Below are 2,676 nucleotides of genomic sequence, written 5' to 3'. Positions count from 1 at the left end.
GCTCGCGCATGTTTGGTCCTGTGGAGCAGTTTGGAGTGCTCGCCACCCTGTCAAGGTGGAGGCCGCGGGTTCAAATCCCGTCAGGACCGCTGCAGCCGCCAGGCTGCGTGGCTGGGTAGCTCAGTTGGTACGAGCGATCGCCTGAAAAGCGATAGGTCGCCGGTTCGACCCCGGCCCCAGCCACCTGCGATTGGGCACCTGCCGTTCAGGTGCCCAATCTCCATAGTGGGGCGTACGGCGTGGGGCGGTTGCGCCGAGTCGCAGTTGCCGGGTTACGCCACTTTTGGTTCGGGCAGCCGATAGACGATTCTGGACTGAGCCGGGTCGCCCGACTGTTGCAATATGACCTGCTGCGCCCCAATTTCCTTCAGCGTCGTGCGGATGCGCTGTACACCGTACGCTCCAGCGAACTCTCCGATCAGTGCCGACACTGTGATCCCGGCACTCTCATCGGCATAGCCCAGGAGCTCCATCAACTCATCTTGCAACCGCAAACTCGACTCCATGACGACGGCGGTGTGCTGGGGCGCTGCTGTTGATGCCTCGCAACACTGATCCTCTGAGCACCGCGGTCAGGGGCGCGGCAGGTGGAGCTGGGCGTGCGAGAGCGCTGCCTGGCCGGCGCATTCCTTGCACTCTGGGAGCCTGGGGCCAGGGACCTCGCGGGGCAGCAGTGTGACGGGCACATGCACCGCCCGGCCGCACACGGCCGCTACTCCCGCCGCGCTCCATACCCCTCGATACAGGTGGACCACAGCTGGGGCTCACTCCTCAACGCGAGCGGCCCGCCACTGCGCCTTGATCTCCTCAGCTTGCACCAGGAACTGCTGGTACCACTCTTGAGATGCACGGATATCCACATATGGCGCGGGCAGCCAGCGCGGGCGGCAGCCGTGGCGGTGAACCTTGATGCGGTGCGCCCCATGCCCACGGCTCACCTTCTCTTCGACGGTGATATCCGAGATCTCACACCATCGGTAGGTACGCCGACCGAGGGGACGCCACGCGTGAATACCTTCGGCGTCCACAATCACCTTCCCCAGTACGACGTTCAAGGCTAGCGGGGAGAAAAGGAGCCAGCTGGCTCCGAATGCATCCCAGAAGCCGGAAAAATGGCCTAGTAGTATTCGAGTAACCGACACGAAACCCCAGGAAAGGAATATCAAAGAGAACACGATTCCACGCATTCGATCACGGTTGCCATACACCGTCACTAGAGGGCCTCCATCCCGATCAGTCCCAGTTACAGGTAATTGACATTGATCGCGCTGAGATGGAGCTACCCCAGACGATGACTCCACCTCAGCCCGCACCGCAGCCTCGCCTTCGCCGCTACCTGTCAGCCAGAGACCAACTGCCCCAATCGGTAGTACTCGCTCCGACAGCGACGTACTCGGAAAGGTAAGCACGATTACCGGTGCTGCAGCAGGAGTGCTGGCGCTGACTGGCGTCGGGGCGCCAGCTGCTGTCTTGCTTGGAGCCGTATCGCTCGGAACCGGCGCGGCGAGCGCTGGGGTCTACGCGGCACGAGAGGGATTCGGGAGCCAGAACTTCAAGAACGCGGCCGTTGGAGTAGGGCTCGGCGTCATTGGCGGAGAGCTTGGCAGGGTAGCAGGTCAAGCCGCCAAGGGGCTCAACGTGCGGGGTGCGCGTTTCATTGGCGATGACGTCAAGGCCGCGCTTCCCAGGAGTGCGGCGGGCCGGTTGACCGGCACGGGAATGTATATGTCTGCAAAGTATGACGCAATGCCGGGCCATACCCGTCGATGTCATGGCCCTGCCGACACTGGATGTGCCGGACTTGACCTCCCGTACTCCAGGTGACACCTTGCGTGCACTGCTTGCAACGGCCGATCGTGTTGCCTTGTACGTGGCGTTGGCAGCCCTCTTTACGTTACTCGCGTACCGTTTAACGGTCTTAATGGTTCTCTTGACCGCCTTGTAAGCGCGTTTGGCTATGGCTTTCGCGACGCGTTTGACGACTCGCTTCGCCTTCTTGATGACGCGCTTGGCAACCTTCGCCACCTTCTTGACGGCGCGCTTGACCTTCTTGACCGCCTTTTTGACTACCTTCTTGACCTTTTTGACGGCCTTGGTGACCTTCTTCTTCGCCTTCTTGTAGACCTTCTTGGCCCAGCCGAAGAAGAGACCGTCGGAGTCTTCGAAGGTGACGGGGTTGTTGTTGGCATAGGCGTAGGGGTTCGTCCGTTGGCTTTCGCCAAAGTCGATCATGGGGTCGACGGAGATGAACCGACCGATTCCTGGGTCGTAGGCACGGGCACCGAGTTGGGTGAGGCCGGTGGCGTCTTCGGTGCCTCCGACGAAGCCCTTGTCCCCGGGCCAGGAAGCGGGCTGCGTGCCGCCACGGTCTTCGCCGAAGGGGAGCATCTTACGGGTCTGGGTTTCCAGGGTTTCCGCGTTGATGGCTGTGGTGGCGGTTCCGTGGTGGTCAGAGATGAGGAAGGAGGTTTCGCCGCCGGATCGGACGGCGACGGTTTCTCCGTTGTGCTCGTAGTAGCGGGTGCCAGCCTTCTTCCCGTCGGCCTTCAAGAGGAGTTCGTTGCCGGCGGGGAGGTAGAGCATGGTGCCCGCGGCGTCCGTGCGGGTCTGCCGCTGACCGTCTGCGTCGTACGTGTACGAGGTGTCGGTGCCGCTGACACCCTGTGCGAGACTGGT

At 62.2% G+C, this 2,676-nt stretch carries 3 protein-coding genes and 2 tRNA genes; 2 read left to right on the top strand and 3 right to left on the bottom strand.

Going from position 1 to position 2,676, the window contains the following annotated elements; translation table 11 throughout:
• The first annotated feature begins 14 nt into the window (after positions 1-14).
• Positions 15-89, top strand: a tRNA-Asp gene (locus tag AOK16_RS12210).
• A gap of 20 nt (positions 90-109) precedes the next feature.
• Positions 110-183: transfer RNA gene (locus tag AOK16_RS12205), tRNA-Phe, on the top strand.
• Positions 184-272: 89 nt separating this feature from the next.
• Here AOK16_RS12205 and AOK16_RS12200 read toward each other — a convergent pair.
• The 3 genes from AOK16_RS12200 to AOK16_RS25520 all read right to left on the bottom strand — a co-directional run.
• Entirely contained in the window at positions 273-473 is a 201-nt protein-coding gene (locus AOK16_RS12200) for a hypothetical protein (RefSeq protein ID WP_157859184.1), read from the bottom strand.
• Positions 474-764: 291 nt separating this feature from the next.
• A complete protein-coding gene (locus AOK16_RS27150) occupies positions 765-1,214 on the bottom strand; it encodes a hypothetical protein (protein ID WP_157859183.1) in 450 nt (149 codons plus the stop codon).
• A 118-nt stretch (positions 1,215-1,332) separates the two neighbouring features.
• On the bottom strand, positions 1,333-2,676 hold a 1,344-nt coding region (locus tag AOK16_RS25520), incomplete at its 5' end, for an RHS repeat-associated core domain-containing protein (RefSeq protein ID WP_240483532.1).

Source organism: Streptomyces pathocidini, assembly GCF_001418495.1.
GTDB classification, from domain to species: Bacteria; Actinomycetota; Actinomycetes; order Streptomycetales; family Streptomycetaceae; genus Streptomyces; species Streptomyces pathocidini.
The sequence above is the reverse complement of the archived record's forward strand: the minus strand, read 5'-3'. Positions and strand labels throughout refer to the sequence as shown.